The 17,531-nt window shown below is 51.9% G+C and carries 17 protein-coding genes; 6 read left to right on the forward strand and 11 right to left on the reverse strand.

Going from position 1 to position 17,531, the window contains the following annotated elements:
• The first annotated feature begins 368 nt into the window (after positions 1-368).
• The 3 genes from ispG to PsAD5_RS03865 are packed head-to-tail and all read left to right on the forward strand — an operon-like array spanning position 369 to position 3,303.
• Positions 369-1,646 carry a flavodoxin-dependent (E)-4-hydroxy-3-methylbut-2-enyl-diphosphate synthase gene (gene ispG / locus PsAD5_RS03855; RefSeq protein ID WP_063291154.1) on the forward strand — a complete coding sequence of 426 codons (1,278 nt, stop codon included), beginning with the start codon at positions 369-371 and terminating at the stop codon, positions 1,644-1,646.
• Entirely contained in the window at positions 1,647-2,564 is a 918-nt protein-coding gene (pdxY, locus tag PsAD5_RS03860; RefSeq protein WP_082596893.1) for a pyridoxal kinase, read from the forward strand.
• Complete coding sequence (locus PsAD5_RS03865) at positions 2,557-3,303, forward strand: DUF429 domain-containing protein (RefSeq protein WP_063291155.1); 747 nt, start codon at positions 2,557-2,559, stop codon at positions 3,301-3,303. Before pdxY ends, PsAD5_RS03865 begins: the two co-directional genes overlap by 8 nt.
• On the opposite strand, the gene PsAD5_RS03870 is transcribed toward PsAD5_RS03865, so the two are convergent.
• From PsAD5_RS03870 to PsAD5_RS03885, 4 genes are all read right to left on the reverse strand, one after another.
• Positions 3,300-4,124: an FkbM family methyltransferase gene (locus PsAD5_RS03870; RefSeq protein ID WP_063291156.1), complete on the reverse strand. Its 825-nt coding sequence runs from the start codon at positions 4,122-4,124 to the stop codon at positions 3,300-3,302. The genes PsAD5_RS03865 and PsAD5_RS03870 overlap by 4 nt on opposite strands.
• Before the next feature lie 74 nt (positions 4,125-4,198).
• Positions 4,199-5,368, reverse strand: a complete 1,170-nt coding sequence (locus PsAD5_RS03875; protein WP_063291157.1) for a L,D-transpeptidase family protein — start codon at positions 5,366-5,368, stop codon at positions 4,199-4,201.
• A 242-nt stretch (positions 5,369-5,610) separates the two neighbouring features.
• Positions 5,611-6,567: an acetyl-CoA carboxylase carboxyltransferase subunit alpha gene (locus PsAD5_RS03880; protein ID WP_063291158.1), complete on the reverse strand. Its 957-nt coding sequence runs from the start codon at positions 6,565-6,567 to the stop codon at positions 5,611-5,613.
• A 177-nt stretch (positions 6,568-6,744) separates the two neighbouring features.
• A complete protein-coding gene (locus tag PsAD5_RS03885; protein WP_084405906.1) occupies positions 6,745-7,608 on the reverse strand; it encodes a DUF3108 domain-containing protein in 864 nt (287 codons plus the stop codon).
• Positions 7,609-7,947: 339 nt separating this feature from the next.
• Here PsAD5_RS03885 and rpmB point away from each other — a divergent pair, with 339 nt between their 5' ends.
• Entirely contained in the window at positions 7,948-8,235 is a 288-nt protein-coding gene (rpmB, locus tag PsAD5_RS03890) for a 50S ribosomal protein L28 (RefSeq protein WP_057463517.1), read from the forward strand.
• Between the two features lie 69 nt (positions 8,236-8,304).
• Positions 8,305-8,907: a VUT family protein gene (locus PsAD5_RS03895; RefSeq protein ID WP_057463516.1), complete on the forward strand. Its 603-nt coding sequence runs from the start codon at positions 8,305-8,307 to the stop codon at positions 8,905-8,907.
• Positions 8,908-9,012: 105 nt separating this feature from the next.
• On the opposite strand, the gene PsAD5_RS03900 is transcribed toward PsAD5_RS03895, so the two are convergent.
• The 4 genes from PsAD5_RS03900 to PsAD5_RS03915 form a co-directional block, all read right to left on the reverse strand.
• Positions 9,013-10,134, reverse strand: coding sequence for an esterase-like activity of phytase family protein (locus PsAD5_RS03900; RefSeq protein ID WP_063291159.1), 1,122 nt, complete (start codon positions 10,132-10,134; stop codon positions 9,013-9,015).
• Positions 10,131-12,020: a cobaltochelatase subunit CobT gene (gene cobT / locus PsAD5_RS03905; protein WP_057463514.1), complete on the reverse strand. Its 1,890-nt coding sequence runs from the start codon at positions 12,018-12,020 to the stop codon at positions 10,131-10,133. The genes PsAD5_RS03900 and cobT overlap by 4 nt, the downstream gene beginning before the upstream one ends.
• A 10-nt stretch (positions 12,021-12,030) precedes the next feature.
• Positions 12,031-13,017: a cobaltochelatase subunit CobS gene (gene cobS, locus PsAD5_RS03910; RefSeq protein ID WP_057463513.1), complete on the reverse strand. Its 987-nt coding sequence runs from the start codon at positions 13,015-13,017 to the stop codon at positions 12,031-12,033.
• Positions 13,018-13,102: 85 nt separating this feature from the next.
• A complete protein-coding gene (locus tag PsAD5_RS03915) occupies positions 13,103-13,723 on the reverse strand; it encodes a J domain-containing protein (protein WP_057463512.1) in 621 nt (206 codons plus the stop codon).
• A gap of 131 nt (positions 13,724-13,854) precedes the next feature.
• Between PsAD5_RS03915 and PsAD5_RS03920 the strand changes: the two genes are divergently transcribed.
• Positions 13,855-14,118, forward strand: a complete 264-nt coding sequence (locus tag PsAD5_RS03920) for a BolA family protein (RefSeq protein ID WP_057463511.1) — start codon at positions 13,855-13,857, stop codon at positions 14,116-14,118.
• A 182-nt stretch (positions 14,119-14,300) separates the two neighbouring features.
• Here the strand turns inward: PsAD5_RS03920 and PsAD5_RS03925 are convergent, their stop codons facing one another.
• From PsAD5_RS03925 to PsAD5_RS03935, 3 genes are read right to left on the reverse strand one after another with little or no spacing between them, the layout of a single operon-like run.
• Positions 14,301-15,599, reverse strand: a complete 1,299-nt coding sequence (locus tag PsAD5_RS03925; RefSeq protein ID WP_057463510.1) for an HlyC/CorC family transporter — start codon at positions 15,597-15,599, stop codon at positions 14,301-14,303.
• Positions 15,596-16,720 (reverse strand): 3-dehydroquinate synthase, encoded by a 1,125-nt coding sequence (aroB, locus tag PsAD5_RS03930; RefSeq protein WP_063291160.1) that lies wholly within the window; start codon positions 16,718-16,720, stop codon positions 15,596-15,598. Before aroB ends, PsAD5_RS03925 begins: the two co-directional genes overlap by 4 nt.
• Positions 16,717-17,340: a shikimate kinase gene (locus tag PsAD5_RS03935; RefSeq protein WP_153041339.1), complete on the reverse strand. Its 624-nt coding sequence runs from the start codon at positions 17,338-17,340 to the stop codon at positions 16,717-16,719. The genes aroB and PsAD5_RS03935 overlap by 4 nt, the downstream gene beginning before the upstream one ends.
• Positions 17,341-17,531 lie beyond the last annotated feature (191 nt).

Consider the following 17,531-nt stretch of genomic DNA (forward strand, 5'->3'; position numbering starts at 1 on the left):
GAGTCTCCTGCCCAAATGTATTGAAAAAAGAGTTGGTGTGAGCTTGCGCCACTTTTTAGTCTGGTTGCATTAGCAAAAAGCATAGTTGTTTAGCGTGCAGTGCAAAAAGGTCAAAACTGACCGCCGATCTGTCTTTTGTCCTTAATGGAAGGTTAGAGATGAATGCATTGCGTCAAAAGTCGCTGGCTATTTTCAGTAGGCTGATGATGGAGTGGACCTAGCATCATTCTGAGGAGAGGTTTATTGTGAAATCTTGGGGTGCATGATGGCATCTTGAGATGACATCAAACTGAATTGAGCGTGCGCTAAAAAGTTGACAGCGCGGGCTGCATGCTGCACTTGCTTGCCTAAAGATTTATCCCAGTGGAATGATCATGACTGACAAGAGCCAAACCTATATTTCTTCCCCGTTTCCGCGCCGTCGTTCTGTGGCTGTAGACGTTGGTGGGGTTATTGTTGGCGGCGAAGCGCCTGTTGTTGTGCAGTCCATGACGAACACCGACACCGCTGACATAGATTCAACGGTTGCGCAGGTTTCTGCTCTGGCGCGTGCCGGGTCCGAGCTGGTTCGTATTACGGTTGATCGTGATGAAGCTGCTGCAGCTGTTCCACGTATCAAAGAGCGTCTGGACCGGATTGGGGTCAATGTTCCGCTCGTCGGAGATTTTCACTACATCGGACACAAGCTGCTGGCAGATCATCCTGATTGTGCTGAAGCGCTTGATAAGTACCGGATTAATCCGGGAAATGTTGGCTTTAAAACTAAAAAAGACAAGCAGTTTGGCCAGATCATCGAAATGGCGATGAAGCACAATAAGCCTGTGCGTATTGGTGTAAACTGGGGCTCTCTGGATCAGGAACTGCTGACACACCTGATGGATAAAAACCAGGAGGAAGGCTCTCCGCTGACCGCGCAACAAGTGATGCGCGAAGCGATTTGCCAATCTGGTTTGTTGTCTGCTCAGCGTGCTGAGGAATTGGGGCTTGGTCGCGACAAAATCATTTTGTCTGCGAAAGTCTCACAGGTTCAGGATTTGATTGCCGTTTATACGGATCTGGCACAGCGTTGCGATTATGCCCTTCACCTTGGTTTGACTGAAGCTGGTATGGGCACAAAGGGCATCGTGGCGTCCTCTGCTTCCATGGGTATTCTGCTTCAGCAGGGCATCGGCGACACCATTCGTATTTCGCTGACACCTGAGCCGGGTGGGGACCGCACGCGTGAAGTGCAGGTTTCTCAGGAACTGCTGCAGACAATGGGTTTCCGCAGTTTTGTGCCTATTGTTGCTGCGTGTCCGGGGTGTGGACGTACGACCTCCACAGTCTTTCAGGAACTGGCTCAGGACATTCAGGCGCATATCCGCGAGAGTATGCCGAAGTGGCGTGAGCAATATCCGGGTGTTGAAGAACTCAACGTTGCTGTCATGGGCTGCATCGTGAACGGTCCTGGTGAGTCCAAGCATGCTGACATCGGTATATCTTTGCCCGGTACTGGTGAAACACCTGCTGCACCTGTGTTTGTTGATGGTGCTAAAACTGTTACTCTGCGTGGGCCGAACATTGCTGATGAGTTTAAGGCGATGGTTCTGGATTATATCGAGAAACGTTTTGGTACTGGCGTTTCATCTGAACACGAGATTTCCTAGATGTCGCTTGAGCGGTTTGTCAAAAAAGTAGAACACAAAATCAGAGAAAGCGCTCCGAAGGAAAAGCCTTCGGTTCTGGTGATCTCTTCACAGGTTGTCAGCGGATGTGTTGGCATGCGCAGTGCTGTTTTTGCACTGGAGCGCATGGGCTTTAATGTCTGGATGCTGCCTACGATTGTTCTGCCATGGCATCCGGGACAAGGTGCTGGTGAACGTATTTCGGCCAGTGAGGAAGCTTTCGAGCATATCGTTGAACAGATTTGCGCTAGTGATCGTTTGAGCACTGTGAAGGGTGTTATTTCTGGCTACATGGCAAATGCGGCTCAGGTTTCTGATGTTGCGAAGATTGTGCAGGAAGTGAAGGCTCGTAATGATGATGCGGTCTATCTGTGCGACCCGGTCATTGGTGACAAAGGTGGTCTTTATGTTGCCGAGCCGATTGCTGAAGCTATTCGTGACCAACTGTTACCGCTTGCTGACGTGATTACGCCAAACCGTTTTGAGCTCGCTTGGCTCAGCGGGTTTGGTACTGAAATGGAAAATGAAGCTGTTGCGGCAGCGCGGACGCTGCAAGTGGAGCGGACGATCATTACATCGTCGCCAGCAATCCGGCGTAATTCCATTTCCAATTTGCTGGTTGGGCCGCGTGGTAGCCTTGCGATTGAACATGCGGAAGTGCAGGGCGCACCGCATGGCACTGGTGACTTGTTGGCAGCGCTTTATCTGGCTCGCAGCCTGAGTGGGCAGAGTGATGAAGAGGCATTGAAGAAAGCGACAGCTTCAACGTTTGAGTTGGTCGCGCGCTCTGTCAAAGTTGGTTCTGATGATTTGCTTTATGCTGAGCACCAAGATCCGCTTATCCAACCTATGGCGCTTGTGAACACTCGCCGCGTGGTAGAGGCGCCTGAACGTGCCTGAAGCAGTGGCAGTTGATCCCGTCTGTGTGGCTGGGGTTGACGGTTGCAAAGCAGGTTGGATTGCCGTTTTCCGCTGGGTTGCCTCAAACCGTGCAGCTGAAGTGCAGATCTTTCCTCATTTTGCAGATTTGCTGGCCTCTGAGCATGAGCCGCATAAAATTGCGGTCGATATGCCGATCGGGCTGCCGGAGAAGATTGGCAGCAATGGTCGTGGGCCTGAGAAAGCAGTTCGTCCTCTTTTGGGTATGAGGCAATCAACGGTGTTTTCCATTCCCGCCCGGGCTGCGATCTATTGTGAGGATTATCGCGAGGCTTGCTCTGCTGCACTGGCGCATTCAACACCACCCAAAAAAGTATCCAAGCAAGCGTTCCATATCTTCCCAAAAATTCGGGAGATTGATCAGCTCATGACGCCTGAGTTGGAAGCGCGGGTGTATGAAGTTCATCCTGAGGTGGCATTCTGGCGCTTAAACGGGCAGGAGCCCATTGCTATTCCTAAGAAGGTCAAGGGAAGCAGCTATCCTGCGGGCTTAGATGCGCGGAGAGATTTGCTTGTGCAGTTTGGCTATGTAGCGAGCTTTTTGGACCAAAAACCGCCCAAAGGTGCCGCTCGGGATGATTTGATGGATGCTTCTGTGAATGCAGTTATTGCTGAGCGGTTGCTGTATGGCCATGCAGAGCCATTTCCGGCTGACTTCGGGCGAGATGAACGCGGTCTGCGCATGGCAATCTGGGCTTAGGTGTCGTCAGGTTCACGGCTTGCCAGTACGTCCAAACGTGGTTCATGGCCAACTCTCTTAAAGCTTTTGAACCCTTGCTCCTCCAGAAGGTTTTTGAGCATGTTTGGATCAGACCATCTGACATCTCTCTCATAGAAAATTGATTGAACTCGAGGAAAGAAGCTTGTCTTGATGAGCTCTTTAATCACGGTTTCTTCATGCCCTTCAGCATTGAGTTTGACCACGATGTCGATTTCATCGGTGATCATCTCATCTAACTGCTGGGCAGAGATGGTTTGAATTTCTTCGGTTTTTTCGTCTGAATGCACGGTGTTCTGGCTGAGGGATGCGCCGCCGCTATGGGTTTTGCTGAGGAATATCTTAGCTTGGCCAGTGTGGTCGGAGACTGCTGCCTGCACTGCCTTTATGCGAGATGTAGCAAGGTTTAGCTCAATGTTTTGTTCCAGTAATTGGAATGTGCTGGCAACAGGCTCGAAAGCTATGACTTGCTTGCAGTTCGTATTTTGAGCTGCAAGCAGGCTGAAGAGGCCTTGATTTGCGCCGATATCCAGCATGATGAAAGGTTTTTCATAGTCGACAAGATAGCTGGTGAGGAATGTGCCGTAACCACCTTCGCAGCACATGCGGAATGTGGCGTCGAAGACATTGGGTGTGAGTTCAACACCATACCTTGTCAGAATGCCAGAGGAGAGGCCTAGTCGCACACCCCAGGACATTGGAATGTACTTTATGTAATAGCCAAGGAGCCCACGTAAGTGGCGGCGTTCGTTGATGTACTCTTTGCTGTGGTACTTTCCAAAGAAGGTTTTTGAGCCTGGCATTTGCCTAACCTGACTTGTTGATCTTCATTGAGACCAGCGTACATAAGTCAGGCTAGGTTTCGATTAACACAACGTCACAATTGCGGTTTGATGCGTGGTGCAGGGGCGGCTGGGTATGGATTTACGACCTCTGCAACGATCTTCTTCTCTTCACCAACACGACTGTTAGAGAACAGGGATGTGAAGTAGCTGAAAGCACGTTCTGATTCAGAAGCTTTTTGCGGTGCTGGGGATGGTTCCTCAGATGCCAGCGCTAAAACTTTTGCAGCTTCTACATTCACAGGCGTTGCGTTTGGTGCTTCTGCTTTTGCGACGTCAGTTGTTGAGGTGCCACCAAAGAACGCTGCAATCTTTTCTTTGCGGCGTTTACTGCTTTCCATAGCGATCTGGATCTCAGCGGTTTCGCGTGCATCCCGGGTTTGCTTTTCTGCTACTGCCACCGCGATGTGCTCAGGCACTGTGTAGGCAGGGCAAGCGCCGCGTGCATTGAATTTGGTTCCGCGTGTGTCTGCCTTCGCGTTGAAGACATATTCTTTTTCACATACTTCAATGGATGGTGGGCGTTTGGTGACTTCAAAGTGATCATAGCCACGCTTCAGCATACGCCAGAATTCATAATGCTTGGAACTTGCGTTCTTGGCCATGTTGTCCGGTGTCATGCGGAATGGGAAGGCCTGAACCTGAAACTTTCTCTGACCGCCAAGGAAGCTATCGCGACCAAGAGAGTAGATATCTGCAATCTGCTCGTCCGTCATGGCGTAACACCCGCGAGAAGAGCAGGCACCATGGACCATCAAGTTTGAGCCTGTGCGGTCATGCGCGCGGTCAAACTTGTTTGGAAAGCCAAGATTGAATGCGAGATAGTAAGAGGAAAACGGGTTCATCAGGCCCGGAGTGACTTCGTAGAAGCCTTCTGGTGCCTGCCGGTCGCCTTCCTTAATCTTCGGGCCGAGTTTGCCAGACCATTTGCAGATCTCATAGGTTTCCAGCAAAGCATACTGGCCTGATTTGGTCTGTTTCCAGATCTCCAATTCAGACTCTTGCTTGAACAGACGAACCATGATTGGAGACTTGAGCTCCATATCCTTGGATTTCATTCTGTTGGAAAGGCTTTTGCTCACAGGTTGCTGATGCTTCTCAGCGCCAAACTCTGTTCCCTGACAAGCGGCTAGCGTTAAAGCCAGCGCAAGCGCAGCAGCACGCTTTACGTTCTTGCCAGTCTCTCCCTGAAACACTCTAATCATGTGCTTGACCCACCATGCTGGGGCTAGTTTGCCCGAACCCCAATCTCGACTCGATACTAAGACTATCTGGGTTAAGGTTGATCGAATCTTACCACAGATCATTCTCTCTGAGATTGTGGGGTATTCCCCAAGATGCACTTTCCCCCGAGTTTGATTGGATCAAACAAAAAAGGCATCAGATATACTTCTGATGCCTTTTATAAAAAATTTAGTGGATACCCACAATAAATCCTAGGTTCGAATCAACCGAGTTCACGACCTATGCGTAAGAACTTCTCGCGACGCTGCTTCTTGAGCTCGTCTGCAGAGAGACCAGCCATCTTACTCAAAGCGGTTTCAATCGAGTTGCCTGCGCGATCAATTACGATCTCTTTTGCGCGGTGAGCACCACCGATTGGCTCTTTGATGATCTCATCAATGACGCGGAAGCTGGAGAGGTCTTCTGCAGTGATCTTCATGTTGGTTGCCGCGTCTTGTGCACGGGTGCTGTCGCGCCAAAGAATGGATGCGCCTGCTTCCGGTGAGATCACGGAATAGATGGAGTGCTCCATCATTGCTACATGGTTGGTGGTTGCAATTGCAATCGCACCACCAGAGCCACCTTCACCAATAACGATGGAGATGTTTGGAACGCCAAGACCGAGGCACATGTCAGTTGAGCGTGCGATCGCTTCTGCCTGACCGCGCTCTTCAGCGCCAATTCCTGGGTATGCACCTGCAGTGTCCACAAAAGAGACAACAGGGATGTTGAAACGGTTTGCCAGTTCCATAATGCGGACGGCTTTACGGTAACCTTCCGGACGTGCCATGCCGAAGTTATGCTTCAGGCGGGTCTCGGTGTTGTTACCTTTTTCCTGACCAAGAATAGCGACTGACTGTCCGCGAAAACGGCCGAAACCTGCAATAATTGCGCAATCCTCGGAGAACTTCCGGTCACCGGCAAGAGGTGTGAAATCTGAGATCAAGGTGTCGATGTAGTCCAGCGCATGCGGACGGTCTGGATGGCGAGCCACCAGAGTTTTTTGCCAAGGCGTCAAGCGGGAATAGATGTCGCTGAGTGCCTGATCTGCTTTTTCCTGAAGACGGGCAATCTCGTCTTCCACATCAACCGCTTCCCCACCTTCAGCCAGGATTTTCAATTCCTGTACTTTACCTTCAAGGTCAGCAACTGGTTTTTCGAATTCGAGGTAACTGCGCATATTGGATATTCACTCGTAACAATCAGCGGGCTTGACCCGCCGACTAAAAGGCGTTGGAGCGCGCTATAATTTTGGCGCGACACTGGCGACAGCTGGGTCATCTGTCAAGGCTTTGCATCACAAATGTGGGTGTTTGAACCCCTTCAGACAAGAAGGTTTGGGATTAAAGTGCAAATCCTATCTGGAAGCTGTTTTTTTGCGAAGTCCTGACGTTTGCGGCATATTGAGTTCTGCTGCTTCCAGGACAAGTGTACCTGTCGATGTCGGAATGGAGACCTTGTAAGGAATAAGAATACGGGTGTTTCCGATCGGTGCGAGCCATGTCTCAATGTTTGCGTTTTTGGCCAGATACTGAACAGCCTTTTTCTCTGGACGATGTCCAGCAACAGGCTCCCAGCGTGCGGAACAGACGACAACCGGACCGTTGTAGCCTTTGCCTGAGACTTCACGCACTTCTTTGAACTTCATATTGATATTGAAGCGCGCCCAGCCATCATAAATTGGCAGTTTGCGATTACATACTGATGGATCAAGCACTTTTGAACGGGACGGTGCGCGTACAATCGCTGCACTTAACGGGTCCATCGCATTGAGCTTGTGCTTGCCAGTGACCTTAACGCGGGTCTTGGACGGTTTGTATTTTGGAGTGACCTGGGTTGTGCGGACATGGCCAGACCCCTGACCGAGATTGACATAAAAATCTCGGTTGGATGCACGAGAGGCCATGGTGTAGGTGCTTGGAAGGACTTTTGCGCCTTTCATCCACCCGGTCGCGTGTGCGCCGCCTTTGCCTGTGGAGAAGAGGGTTCCAATGCCAGCTGGCTCCATACCCACTTTTGCGGAATAGGCGTTCTCTCTGAGGATAAGCGATAAGGAGCCTTTTGCCACAGTGAAGCCTGCATAAGAAATATTGTAGACACCGCCGAGGCGCTCTGTTTTCCCCAGAGCAGCTGTGGATAGTGTGCCAAATGAAAGTGCTGCGACGGCTATTACGCTCGATTTGCCAAGAAAATTGCAAACCTTAGAAACTGTTACTCGCACGATACTGTACCTCCGCAGCCGCAGACATTCGCGCCTGACAGCCTGAGAACTCAGGAAACTGAACAAAAAATTCAAACTCATTGAAATATGAAACTACCTAAACATGGTAACACGGTGGTTAAGAGATGTGAGTTTGTTCGAGTTTTGATTGAAAAATGGGCTTCGAACAGGCAAATAGGCAGCAAAGCCTTGACGAATTCTGCTGTACTAATTATAGCAAGCCAACTTTTCCGTACAGGGCCGGAGGTGGTTCCGCGTGACCGTGGTGTCCGCGACCTGCCGGTTTTAACAGAATGCGCCCAAAAATGAGGGCGCCTACAAATTAAAAGGGTGACCCTCATGGCACGCCGCTGCGAACTTACCGGTAAAGACGTGATGACCGGCAACAACGTGTCTCACGCAAAAAACAGGAGCCGTCGTCGGTTCTTGCCAAACCTTTGTAATGTTTCCCTGATGAGTGAAACTCTCGGCGAAACTTACAAACTGCGTATCTCTGCACACGCTCTGCGTTCTGTTGAGCACCGCGGTGGTTTGGACGCATTCTTGGCGAAAGCAGTTGAAGCTGAGCTTTCTCCTAAAGCGCGTTTGCTGAAGACCGAAATCAAGCGTCGTCAGGCAGCTGCTTAATCACATCATTCTTGAAAGGGATTGAACGTGACTAAGTCGAATACTGCTCGACCACTGGCTCTTGCCATTATGGCAATGACCACAGTGGTCGTTGCTTCGAATTACCTTGTTCAATTCCCTGTTCAGGGAATGTTCGGGGCTGTTAATCTAGCAGACCTGCTTACTTGGGGTGCATTCACTTATCCAGTGGCATTCCTTGTAACTGATTTGATTAACCGACAGTTTGGTCCTGCTGCTGCACGCAAAGTCGTGTACGCTGGCTTTGCTGTTGCAGTTGCTCTTTCTATCGTTTTGGCAACACCACGCATCGCAATTGCGTCAGGAAGTGCATTCCTGATTGCTCAGTTGCTGGACGTGACTGTGTTCCATCGTCTTCGTGATGGTCGTTGGTGGAAGGCGCCTGTCGTCTCTTCTACACTCGGCACCATGCTCGATACCGCGCTGTTCTTTAGCCTTGCTTTTGCTACACAGTTTGCGTTCTTGGGTTATCACGATGCGTTTGCGGTAGAAGTTGCACCATTGTTTGGTGTGTTTGCTCTGGAAGTTCCTCGTTGGGTTTCCTGGGCGATTGGTGACTTCAGCGTAAAGATCATAGTTGCGATGAGCATGCTTGTTCCATACCGCATCGCATTGGGAGTAATCGGCGCGGTACCTGCTTCGCAGCGCGGATAAGCTGTTCGTTTGAAAAGAATTTTAAAAGGCATCGGATTTGGTTCCGGTGCCTTTTTTTTGTTTTTGGGATTGAATGTCGGTGCAGCTTACAAAGACAGTAGTCGTTTACCGAGGCTTCGGTTTTGGCGCTGGGACGATCTTTGCCTCTTTGGGCGCACGAACGAATGGCTCTCTGAAAGGTTCGTTGTCCGTCAGGATGAAGCGCAGCAGCAAGGTGCGCTGCAAGAATGAGCGGTTATCATCTGACATGAGGGACAGGACTGTCTCTCCAAAAGCGTTCATGTGAACGCTCAGAGCTTCCATATTATCAATCTGATAACTGAAATCAGCGGTCAGGAGCGTTTTGCCAGTATGGAGATGGTCTGGTCGCAGGTTGGCGCCATCCAGCTGCCTGATGCGCATCCCAAGGCCTTCTGAGAGGTTGAACAAACGCTCCAGGATCAAGAGATCGCCATTGGGAAGAAAGGCAGCATCTGTAACATCGTAGTTGCCTTGTTTTCCTATCCAGAATTTCCCCGGTCGCGGGCCACCGATGATCCACGCTGGTCTGTTGTGCTTCAGAGACTTCCCGCGTTCGGCAATAGTTATGATAGCGCCGGAGAGTGGAGAGTTGGGAGGGGCGACGGCCACAGATTCAAGGCTCTTGTTCTTTGCCAAACCTCGGATCTCTTTGGGAATCAACAGGTGCTTAGCGCGTTCTTCGCCTGTTTTCAGGTTAAGCGGGTATGACATGATCCCGCCTTTTCCTTCATGGCTGACGAAAATGCGAGGTGTGTTGGCTGAGCCGCCAATGCTCAGACCTTCTGTGTCGGCTCTGTAGGTGCGTTTGAGCTTTCTGCCCTTGCTATCCAGCAGGGTTGCTGTTTCCGCGCCCAGCAGCTTGAGAGGCTTTCCTCGGCTGGTCTGGGATAGTTCGCCGCGCAGCCAGTGGCCGCGATCTGAGATAGCAATGATGTCTGAGCCACTGTTGAGCGTCAGCAAGCCGGAATAGCCGCCGAAGCGACCGTTTGAGCTGCTGAGTTCAAGGCCACCAAGAAACATGAGGGGGCCGTATTGCTCTGCTCGGGTACCAGAGAACTTGAAGCGGTTGATTTCCTTGGAGCGGACTTTCATTGGCTGAAAGCCGCTCTGCTGTGCGGTGCTCTCGCTGAAAGGCAAAGAAGCAGCGACTGCGGTTGTTACCGCTGCCGCTGCTCCTGTTAGCAAAATGCGTCGTGTTAATTTCATCGGCGTCCGTGACGTCTACCGCGATCCTGACCGCTGTTTTCATCAAACAAATCAGCAAGCTGATCAGTCATCGCGCCAGCCAGTTCTTCGGCATCTACAATTGTTACCGCACGTTTATAGTAGCGGGTCACATCGTGGCCGATACCGATTGCGATCAACTCGACCGGAGATCTGTTTTCAATCTCAGCAATCACGCTGCGCAGGTGTTTCTCCAGATAGTTGCCTGGGTTCACTGAAAGCGTGCAGTCATCTACTGGTGCGCCATCGGAGATCATCATCAGGATGCGACGACGTTCCGGACGTGCAAGCAAACGCTTGTGTGCCCAGTCTAAAGCCTCTCCGTCGATGTTTTCCTTTAGCAGGCCTTCGCGCATCATCAGGCCGAGATTGCGTTTGGCGCGGCGCCAAGGGGCATCTGCGGATTTGTAGATGATGTGGCGCAGATCGTTCAGGCGTCCCGGATTAGACGGTTTGCCATCCTTGAGCCAAGCTTCACGAGATTGGCCGCCTTTCCACGCTTTGGTGGTAAATCCGAGGATCTCCACCTTCACGCCGCAACGCTCAAGTGTACGTGCCAGAATGTCGGCACATGTGGCTGCCACGGTGATCGGACGACCGCGCATAGAGCCGGAATTGTCGATCACCAGAGTGACTACGGTATCGCGGAACTCGGTGTCGTTTTCCCATTTGAACGCAAGCGGCTGTAGTGGATCTATGACTACGCGATGGAGGCGGGCACTGTCGATAATGCCTTCTTCCAAATCAAAATCCCATGACCGGCTCTGCTGCGCCATCAGTTTACGCTGCAGGCGGTTGGCTAGTCGGGACACCGCACCAGACAGAGAGGCCAGCTGCTTATCGAGGAAGCCGCGGAGACGATCCAGCTCTTCCTGATCGCAGAGGTCTTCTGCTGCAATGATCTCGTCGAAAGCTTGTGTGAAGATGTGATAGGCATCAGCAGACGGCTGATTGCTGAAGGGATGGTCCCGGCGTTCCTGTTCGCCCGGCTCTTCAGCCTGATCGGACATATCCTCTTCGGACATATCCTGCATCTCGCTGTCGACGCCTTCGGTTTCGCCGCTTTCCTGCTCTTCGCCGGAAAGTTCCATCTCTTCAGGAGCGCCTTCTTGCTCACCCTGATCTTCCTGCATGTCACCAGAGTTATCAGAGCGATCATCCTGGTCCTGCTGGCTTTCGTCGTTGTTCTCGTCGTCGTCCTCTGGTTCTTCTCCCAGCTCATCAGCCATATCGAGAGAGGTGAGAAGATCACGCATCTGCTTGGCGAACGCGATCTGGTCATCCATGCGGGTGACGAGTTTGTTCAGATCATGATCAGCTTTTTCTTCAACGAAAGGTCTCCAGAGGTCCACCATGCGCTGTGCGCTTTTGGGGATCTCGCGGCCCGTCAGACGTTCGCGTACCAACAAAGCGATGGCATCCTGCATCGGAGCTTCGTCTTTGGTGGTGACTTCTGCGAAGTTAGCTTTGAAGTAACGATCCTCAAGCATGGCGTCGATGTTGTCGCCAGCGCCCGGCATACGGACAGCACCAAGGGCTTCAACGCGGGCTTGTTCGACCGAGTTGAAGATAGCGCGTGCGTTTTCGCCTTGAGGAATGTGCTTGGTGTGAACAGCTGGATCATGACAAGCAAGGCGCAGAGCCATGGAGTCACCCAAACCGCGGGTAACGGCGACTTCTTCCTTTGTCATCGTGCGGGAAGGTTCCGGCAGACGGATGCGTCCGCTGGTCATTCCCGGTTTATCCGGTGAAAAAACAACCTCCAGCTCAGGCTCGCCTGCGATGGCTCTGACTGTAGAGCCCATCGCTTGCTTGAATGGCTGGCTGGCAGGTTTGTTCTTGGCTGAGGAGTTGCTGGTACCTGCCATGTAACTCCCCTTAACTCATGACGATGTTTGCCGCTGATTCAGGAAGATCTTCCCCGAAACAACGCTGGTAGAACTCAGAAACCAGCGCTTGCTCGGTATCGTCACACTTGTTCAGGAAGGTCAGGCGGAATGAGAAACCGATATCGCCAAAGATTTCAGCGTTTTCTGACCATGTGATCACTGTACGTGGGCTCATCACAGTGGAGAGCTCGCCGTTCATGAAAGCGCTACGGGTCATGTCTGCAACACGAACCATCTTGGAAACGATAGAGCGACCTTCTGCACCACTGTAGTGTGGAGACTTCGCCAGAACGATCTCAACTTCGTTGTCGTGAGGCAGATAGTTTAGCGTGGTCACGATAGACCAGCGGTCCATCTGGCCCTGGTTGATCTGCTGCGTACCATGGTAGAGGCCGGATGTATCACCAAGACCGACGGTGTTCGCGGTTGCGAACAGGCGGAATGCCGGATGTGGATTGATCACGCGGTTCTGATCGAGGAGGGTCAAGCGCCCGGAAACCTCAAGAACACGCTGGATCACGAACATCACGTCTGGACGGCCTGCGTCGTACTCATCGAAGACAAGCGCGACATTGTTTTGAAGGGCCCAAGGAAGGATGCCGTCCTTGAACTCGGTGACGGTGTGACCGTCCTTCACAACGATTGCGTCTTTACCAACAAGGTCGATACGAGAGATGTGGCTGTCGAGGTTTACGCGCACACAAGGCCAGTTCAGGCGGGCTGCGACTTGCTCGATGTGAGTTGACTTACCTGTTCCGTGGTAGCCGGAGACCATCACACGACGGTTTTTTGCAAAACCTGCCAGGATTGCGAGAGTCGTTGCGCGATCAAACAGATAGTCTGGATCGATATCAGGGACATGTTCGTTTGCTTCAGCGAAGGCTTGCACTTCCATGTCGCTGTCGATGCCAAATACTTCACGTACAGAAATTGTTTCGGTCGGTAGGGTTTGAGCGGTTTGCATCGTATCTATCATTTTTCCTCCGCGGCCCCACGTCGAAATCGGGGTAATGAAAATCTAAAAAATTCTAAGAGATCCGGGAACTGGTCAAACGTATGACCTAGCAATAACCGGATTTCTTGAGCACGTTGTAGGCCTGAATAATCTCGCGCAAGCGGTCTTCCGAAGAGCGGTCGCCACCATTGGCATCAGGGTGATGAATCTTTACCAGCTCTTTATAGCGAGTTTTTATCTCGGCGCCACGGGCGGTTACCCGAAGGTTCAATGTTTCAAATGACCTTTTCTCAAGTGCCAGCACCTTACGTTGCGGTTCCTGAGGTTGGCTGCGTGCTCCGGTGGCGCCAGCGAAGATGTTGTGCGGGTCGTTGACGTCTTCGCCACCGATGTTTGTACGGCTTCCATCGCGGGCATTCGCGGCGTCTGCCTGCGAGTTTACGCCCATTTTCCAGGTGGGGCGATGTCCTGTCATGCTGTCGCGCTGGTAGCTGCGAACACTGTCATCGTCCATGCCGGAAAAATAATTATACGATTTGTTGTAGGCCTTTACGTGGTCTACGCAAAAATGAAAGTACTGGCCTTCCCGATCGCGACCTTTCGGTGCTTTATGGGTGCCGGGCTGGTCGCAACCGTCCCATTCGCACTTTGGGCCTTTTGAGCTTGTGGTGCGTTCTTTGCCGGGTTTTACGCGAATGCTGTCGAAAATGGAGGATGCTTGCTTCATTTTTCGGTTTTCAGTTGCCTTGCGATTGGGTTAGCACCTGCCATAAAGCAGGTAGCCGACATAAATAGAAAAAAGTGACCCTGTTAGGCAAGGCCTTGACGACGGTTTCCTACGTGAGAGATATAGAAAACATGAGCACAAGAGACATCATGATCACTAAACTGGAAGCCGCGTTTAAGCCGCAGCTTCTTGAAGTCACCGACGAATCCGAGAGTCACCGCGGTCACGGCGGCTGGCGCGAGGGTGGACAAACCCACTTCCGGATCAAGATCATATCCACAGCCTTTGAGGGTATGTCCCGCGTCGCTATGCATCGTGCAGTAAACGAATGCGTGGCTGAAGAGATCGCCGGAGGCATTCACGCGCTTGCCATTGAAGCCAAATCTCACACGTAATTGGTTCTTACAGTAATTGGTACATTGGCACAGCTAAATCAATGCGGCAAATGGCTAGTACGTTGCAGGTGCTCGTGTTTTACCCGTTTGCGTTGTTATGTGCGTTGATTTGAGCGTTTTACGATAATTTTGCGTTCTTTAAGGGACTGCAGAAAAGGAAATGGGCCCGGCTGGGCCCATTTTTATTTGCTGGCTTTTTTCGCATCCTGAAGCGGGCTGAGCGCCATCATGCGCAAGCGCGTGATGCGGTTCTTTTCCCGGCTCAGGACTGTGAAGCGGAAACCGTGGAAAGTGAAGATCTGACGTTCCTCGGGGATCATTTTTGCTTCGTGAATGACGAGACCTGCGATGGTTGTCGCTTCGTCGTCTGGCAGGTTCCAATCGGTCGCTCTGTTGAGGTCGCGAATCGGAACTGAGCCTTCGACGATCACAGAACCGTCTGCCTGTGGTTTGAGGCCGGGCAGTTCGATGTCGTGTTCGTCTGCGATCTCACCGACGATCTCTTCCAGAATGTCTTCCAGCGTGACGAGGCCCATCACTTCGCCGTACTCGTCTACCACGAGAGCGAAGTGGGTTTTGCGCTTCAGGAAGGCGTTGAGCTGGTTCTGAAGGCTGGTGGTGTCCGGTACGAACCAAAGCGGGCTCATAACCTTATCCAGCTCGAACTTCTCCATATCGCCTTTGAGGTTTGCGATTGCACGCAGAACATCCTTGGCGTGGAGCAGGCCGACCATATTGTCGGGATCATCACGCCATAGCGGAATACGGGTGAACGGGCTGGCCAGCACTTCTTCCACCAGCTCTTCCGGTGGCAGGTCGGCATTGAGTGCGAACAGCTTGGTGCGATGAACCATCACGTCAGACACTTCAAGCTCAACCAGATCCAGCAGGCCGCCAATACGGTCTTTATCCGCTTTGATCAGGCCGCCTTCTTTATGCTGAAGGTCCAATGTGCCGCGCAGCTCTTCGTGTGCTGACAGGACGGCTGTGGAGTCATCAATGCGAATGCCGAAGATGCGCAGGACGAGGCGTACAATTACCTCGATGGCGGCAACGATCGGTCCAAAGACAATCACCAGCACGCGAACAACAGGTGCAACGCTGAGTGCGAATTTCTCTGCGTTTGCGATTGCCCAGGTTTTTGGCAGTACTTCAGAGAAGATCAGGACCAGAAGAGTCATGACCAGCGTTGCGTAGGCGACGCCTGCGTCTCCGAAGAGCTTCAGGAACAGGGATGTTGCGAGTGCAGAGGCCAGAATGTTGACAAGGTTGTTGCCGAGCAGCAGTGCGCCGATGAGGCGCTCTCTGAACTCGATCAGTCTTGCAACAATAAGCGCTCTTTTATTACCGGATTTGACCAGCGCATGCATACGGGCGCGTGATGCTGCTGTCAGGGCAGTCTCCGACCCGGAAAAAAAGCCCGAAAGAACGAGCAAAATTACAATAGCGACAACGGAAGCCCAGAAAGCGTAGTCCGTCATTTGCCGAGTTTCTCCTCAAGAAACGCGCGGAGGGGTTCCGCGCTTACAGTTTTATCGACATAGGAAGTGCCGATGCCTTTTGTAAGGATAAAAGTGAGCTGACCACGACTTACTTTTTTGTCCTGTGCAATCAAGTCCATAAAAGTGTCGATTGGTGGCAGCTGACCGGGGATCTGATCAATACGCGTTGGCAGGCCGACGGCTTCCAAATGCGTGATGATACGCTTGGTGTCTTCTGCCGGGCACAGGCCAAGCTGCTCTGAAAACTCATGGGCTAATACCATGCCGATGGAAACGCCTTCTCCGTGCACCAGTCGTTCAGTCTCATAGGCAACGGCACCTTCCAGCGAATGGCCGAAGGTGTGACCGAGATTGAGCAATGCGCGGTTGCCGGATTCCAGCTCGTCCGCGGCAACAACAGCTGCTTTGGCACGACAGGAATGGGCGACTGCGTGTTCTCGTTCAGGCCCGCCAGCGAAGATACCTTCCCAATTGGCTTCCAGCCATTCGAAGAAGTCCGGATCATTGATCAGGCCGTATTTGGCAACTTCTGCATAGCCAGCGCGGAAATCACGCGGGCTGAGCGTATCCAGTACGGATGTATCTGCCAGTACCAGAGCGGGTTGGTGGAACACACCGAGCAGGTTTTTGCCATGGCGGGAGTTGATGCCGGTTTTGCCGCCGACAGAGCTGTCGACCTGAGCGAGCAGGGTGGTTGGGATCTGAACGAACTTCATGCCACGGCGAACAACACCGGAGACGAAGCCGGAAAGATCGCCAACAACGCCGCCGCCTAAGGCGACAACAGCATCGCCGCGCTCAAGGCGCAGGGCGAGAATATCATCGCAGAGACGCTCGAAGATCTCAAAACGTTTGGTTTTTTCGCCTGCTGGCACAACAAGTGTGCTGAACTCAACACCTGCGGACTGGAAGCTTTCTTCCAGTGCCTTCAAGTGGAGTTTCTTGACGGTCTCATCTGTGATGATGACTGTTTTGGCACCTGGGAGACGGCTGGAGACTTCTTCTCCAGCGCGTTTGATCAGGTTGCGGCCAATGAGGATTGGATAGCTACGGTCGCCCAGATCGACATTGACGAGCGTGGCGTTATTTTCTTCTGTCACTTTCCAACCTCGTTATTTTTAGGTGCCTCATCAGAGAGAGGCGGTAGTCCTTTTTCCAGAGCGATCAGGATTTCTTCCATAACTGCTTCATGGGTCACATCGCGCGACCAGATTGCCATGTCCGCTTCTTCATAGATCGGATAGCGCTCATCCATCAGCTTTTGCATGGTTGCCTCAGGATCCGCAGTCTGCAGCAATGGCCGGGTAGGGCGCTTGCGCACGCGGGTCATGATGACAGACAGCTCAGCCTTCATCCAGATGGAGATGCCCTTTTCCTTGATGCGGGAGCGTGTCTCTTCATTGATGAAGGCACCGCCACCTGTTGCGAGGACTTGTGGTCCTTCGTCCAACAGGCGTGCAATGACACGCTTTTCACCTTGCCGGAAATAGCTTTCACCGTGTTCAGCGAATATCTCTGAGATAGAACGATCTGCTGCTTTTTCAATCTCTGAGTCTGCATCAATAAAATTGAGAGCGAGATATTGAGCCAAACGGCGACCTACTGTGGATTTGCCACAGCCCATAATGCCAACAAGTACAATTGGCTTAGTGCCGAGGCGCTTCAAAATATCTTGCTGTCGTTGACGTTTTTTGTCTGACTTTGTGTCGTTTGCAGTCACGCCACGCCCTCGCCGATTCATCTACTCTTACTTACGCTTTGACATTATCACACCTTGTCCTGTCAAGGTTCTAGACCAAGAGTGTTTGCCAGCATTTAACTGCTAATTTTCTACAGAAACCGTAGGTGCCCCTTCACAGGCCTGGAGGATATCGCAAAATACGCGGTACACTGGGTGCCTTCGGGTTGAAC

Source organism: Pseudovibrio sp. Ad5, from assembly GCF_001623095.1.
Classification (GTDB): domain Bacteria; phylum Pseudomonadota; class Alphaproteobacteria; order Rhizobiales; family Stappiaceae; genus Pseudovibrio.